Source organism: Streptococcus sp. (assembly GCF_019414905.1).
Classification (GTDB): domain Bacteria; phylum Bacillota; class Bacilli; order Lactobacillales; family Streptococcaceae; genus Streptococcus.
Genome location: NZ_DXLC01000171.1, coordinates 1 through 3829 on the forward strand (window position 1 = coordinate 1; position 3829 = coordinate 3829).

Genomic DNA, 3829 nt, shown 5'->3' on the forward strand with positions numbered 1-3829 from the left:
TTGAGCAACCTGCGGCTAGCTTCCTAGTTTGCTCTTTGATTTTCATTGAGTATTATTCTTCCACTTCTGTTAAGGTTGCCGCTTTTTCAAGATATTTTTGGTAGGTGCCGTCATCCTTGAGTTTTTGGATGACCTTGTCCACCACTTCTTTCAAATCAGCACTATTTTTTCTAAGGGCAACTGCATTGGCTTCGCCGTCCTTCATCTTCAAGCTGACAGTTGCGACAGCTAGGTCAGCGTTTTTAGCAGCATAGCTAAGGGCAACAGGCTCATCCATGTGAACAGCATCTACTTTTCCAGCCTGCAATTCATTGACAGCTTCCCCCATATTAGTTAGGGAAGTCAATTGAGCTTTTGGCAATTGTTCCTTGACCATAGCTTCTGGAACAGTCCCTTTTTGGGCTGCAATATTAGCACTTTCAAGGCTAGTTAAATCCTTGTATTTTTCTACATCAGACTTACGAACCAAGAAACTAATCTTGTTTTCATAGTAAGGGATTGAAAAATCAAATACTTCTTTTCTCTCGTCAGTAGCGCTAATTCCTGCGACAGCTAGGTCAGCCTTCCCAGTTTGAAGACTGGTCAAGACATTGTCAAAACTCATGCTTGAGATTTCCAACTTCACCCCAAGTTCATCAGCGATAGCTTGAGCCATGTCAATATCCGCACCGACAACCTGATTTTTTCCGTCAACCAAAGACTGAAATTCAAAAGGTGCATAGTCAGGACTGGTCGCTACTACCAATTTCCCTTTTTGCTTAATGGCTTCAACAGCTGACTGAGAACCATTAGAACCCGACTGGCAAGCTACTAAGAAGAAACTTGCAAGAAAACTACATAAAACAAATATCCATTTTTTTGATTTCATAAATAAACAACCTCTCTGTTAATTTTGTATAATTATAACGCTATCCAAGATGCTTGTCAAGTGTTTTTTGAATTTTTATCTCAAAAATATTTTTTTCATTCAATAAAAGGAGCTATCAGTTGATTTCAAGCTCCTTTTTATACAGAATGAACCTGTTTTATAGTTCGACAATCTTACCTGTTTCAAAGTAAACAACCCATTCACAGATATTCTTGGCATAGTCTCCAATGCGTTCCAAGAAGGCAATCACTTGGAAGTAGTCACGACCTGTAACGATAGCATCTGGATTTTTCTTGATTTCTTCTGTAGCCAAATCACGAATGCTATCAAAGTAATGGTTGATTTTTTCGTCCATGGCTGCTACTTCATAGGCCTGGTCTACTGACGCATTGAGATAGAGTTCAAGGGCTGCTTCGACGAAGTTTTTGACATCGCGACCCATTCTCTTGATTTCTTCTTCAACAGCTGGGATGCGTTGTTCTCCCTTCATCCGAATAGTTGCTTTTGCGATTGACACCGCATGGTCACCCATACGTTCCAAGTCAGATACAGCCTTCAAGACGGTTAGAACTGTACGCAAGTCCTGAGAAACCGGTTGTTGGAGGGCAATCATTTCAAATGATTTCTTCTCCAATTTCACTTCGTATTCGTTTACTTCTGCATCGTCTTCGATGACTTCCTTGGCCAAATCACGGTCATGCGTAACAAAGGCACGCACTGTACGATTGATTTGTGAGAGCACTTCTTGTCCCATGGCGTAGAACTGGTTGTGCAATTTCTCTAAATCTTCCTCAAATTGAGAACGTAACATCATTTATCTCCTTATCCAAATTTTCCTGAAATATAATCTTCTGTTTCCTTGTGTTGTGGGTTGAGGAACATCTTCTTGGTATCGTTAAACTCGATCAAATCTCCATCTAGGAAAAATCCTGTCTTGTCAGAGATACGAGAGGCTTGTTGCATGGAACGCGTAACCAAGAGCATGGTGTATTTATCTTTTAGACCATACAAGGTTTCCTCAATCTTACCAGCCGAGATAGGATCCAAGGCTGAAGTCGGTTCATCCAAGAGAATGATTTTAGGACTGGTTGCCAAGACACGGGCAACACAGACACGTTGCTGTTGTCCACCTGAAAGCCCGATAGCTGAATCATGTAGGCGATCCTTAACCTCATCCCAGATGGAAGCTCGTTGCAAGGCTTTTTCTACTGCTTCATCTAGAACCTGCTTGTCCTTCACTCCATTGATACGAAGTCCGTAAACAACATTTTCGTAGATAGACATAGGGAAGGGGTTGGGTTGTTGAAAGACCATACCGATTTCCTTCCGCAATTCAACTGTATCTGTACGTGGGCTGTAAATGTTGTGGCCGTTATAAACCACCGAACCAGTTGTGGTTACCTCTGGATTGAGATCCCCCATGCGGTTGATAGCCTTGAGGAGGGTTGATTTCCCTGATCCAGATGGACCGATCAAGGCTGTAATTTCCTTAGGTTGGAAAGATAAGGAAACACTATTCAAGGCCTTCTTTTGATTGTAGTAAACGGACAGGTCTGACACCTGTAAAATCGCTTCTGTCATACTGTTTCCTTTCTATCCAAAGTGTCCTGTTACGTAGTCATTGGTTGACTGTAATTTTGCATTTTGGAAAATATTAGACGTCTTATCGTACTCGATCAAGTCACCCAAGTAGAAAAATCCTGTGTAATCACTAGCACGCGCAGCCTGCTGCATACTGTGGGTCACGATGATGATGGTGAAGTCTTTCTTTAATTCCAGCATGGTTTCTTCAAGCTGGGCTGTCGCAATCGGATCCAAGGCTGACGCTGGCTCATCCATCAAGAGAATATCTGGCTTGACTGAAATTGCACGAGCGATACAGAGACGTTGCTGCTGACCACCTGAAAGGGTCAAGGCTGACTTGTGCAAATCGTCTTTGACCTGGTCCCAAAGGGCAGCCTGACGGAGAGAAGTTTCCACAATTTCATCCAAGACTTGCTTGTCCTTAACCCCTGCACGTTCATGGGCAAAAGTGATGTTGCGGTAAATAGACTTGGCAAAGGGATTTGGTCGTTGGAAAACCATTCCGATGTGCTTACGCATCTCATAAACGTTAATTTCTGGACGGTTGACATCAATTCCTTGATAGAGGATTTGACCTGTTACCTTGGCAATATCAATGGTATCATTCATCCGGTTGAGACTGCGTAGGTAGGTCGATTTTCCTGATCCAGATGGGCCAATTAAGGCTGTAATTTTATTTTTTTCAAATTGCATATCGATGCCCTTGATGGATTCTTTTTTACCGTAGTAAACATGTAAATCCTTAGTAGAGAGGGCCACTTTCTCTTCAGGAAAGGTGATGATATGCTTTTCATCCCAATTATATTTTGACATGGCTTCTCCTTTATGCAGCGGTTAATTTCTTATGTAGGTAGCTTCCGAGTTTGCGAGCTCCAAAGTTAAAGATGAGGATAAAGATGAGGAGGACGGCCGCAGAACCTGCTGATACAATGGTGCCATCAGGAATGGTTCCTTCACTATTGACTTTCCAGATGTGGACAGCCAAGGTTTCTGCTTGACGGAAGATAGAGATTGGGCTGGTTACACTGAGAATATTCCAGTTAGACCAGTCAAGGGCTGGAGCGGATTGTCCTGCAGTATAGATCAAAGCAGCCGCCTCACCAAAAATACGACCAGAAGCTAAGACGACCCCAGTCACAATACCTGGAAGGGCTTCTGGAATAACGACATGGACAACTGTCTCCCAGCGAGAAATCCCAAGGGCCAGACCAGCTTCACGCTGCGTATGGTGAACATGTTTCAAACTGTCCTCGACATTACGAGTCATCTGAGGCAAGTTAAAGACTGTCAAGGCCAAGGCACCTGAAATGATTGAAAATCCATACTCAAACTGAACTACAAAGATCAAGTAACCAAAGAGACCCACAACCACTGATG

Annotated in this window: 5 protein-coding genes; all 5 read right to left on the minus strand. The window is 42.9% G+C overall.

Translation table 11 applies throughout. The features are described from left to right. Positions 1-52: 52 nt before the first annotated feature. Positions 53-868: an ABC transporter substrate-binding protein gene (locus QZ359_RS05040; protein ID WP_000837375.1), complete on the minus strand. Its 816-nt coding sequence runs from the start codon at positions 866-868 to the stop codon at positions 53-55. 157 nt (positions 869-1025) lie between these two features. Next, the gene (gene phoU, locus QZ359_RS05045; protein WP_293963551.1) at positions 1026-1679 is read right to left on the minus strand and encodes a phosphate signaling complex protein PhoU; all 654 of its coding nucleotides are present in this window, start codon (positions 1677-1679) and stop codon (positions 1026-1028) included. Positions 1680-1690: 11 nt separating this feature from the next. After that, a complete protein-coding gene (gene pstB, locus QZ359_RS05050; protein ID WP_000133484.1) occupies positions 1691-2449 on the minus strand; it encodes a phosphate ABC transporter ATP-binding protein PstB in 759 nt (252 codons plus the stop codon). A 12-nt stretch (positions 2450-2461) separates the two neighbouring features. Then, a complete protein-coding gene (gene pstB / locus QZ359_RS05055; protein ID WP_020900241.1) occupies positions 2462-3265 on the minus strand; it encodes a phosphate ABC transporter ATP-binding protein PstB in 804 nt (267 codons plus the stop codon). Between the two features lie 10 nt (positions 3266-3275). Then, a partial coding sequence (locus QZ359_RS05060; protein ID WP_293963559.1) for a PstA family ABC transporter permease occupies positions 3276-3829 on the minus strand: 554 nt, incomplete at its 5' end.

Excerpts from the sequence above, each read along its gene's own strand:
- QZ359_RS05040 (WP_000837375.1), bottom strand. The coding sequence starts at position 868 with ATGAAATCAAAAAAATGGATATTTGTTTTATGTAGTTTTCTTGCAAGT.
- phoU (WP_293963551.1), bottom strand. The coding sequence starts at position 1,679 with ATGTTACGTTCTCAATTTGAGGAAGATTTAGAGAAATTGCACAACCAG.
- pstB (WP_000133484.1), bottom strand. The coding sequence starts at position 2,449 with ATGACAGAAGCGATTTTACAGGTGTCAGACCTGTCCGTTTACTACAAT.
- pstB (WP_020900241.1), bottom strand. The coding sequence starts at position 3,265 with ATGTCAAAATATAATTGGGATGAAAAGCATATCATCACCTTTCCTGAA.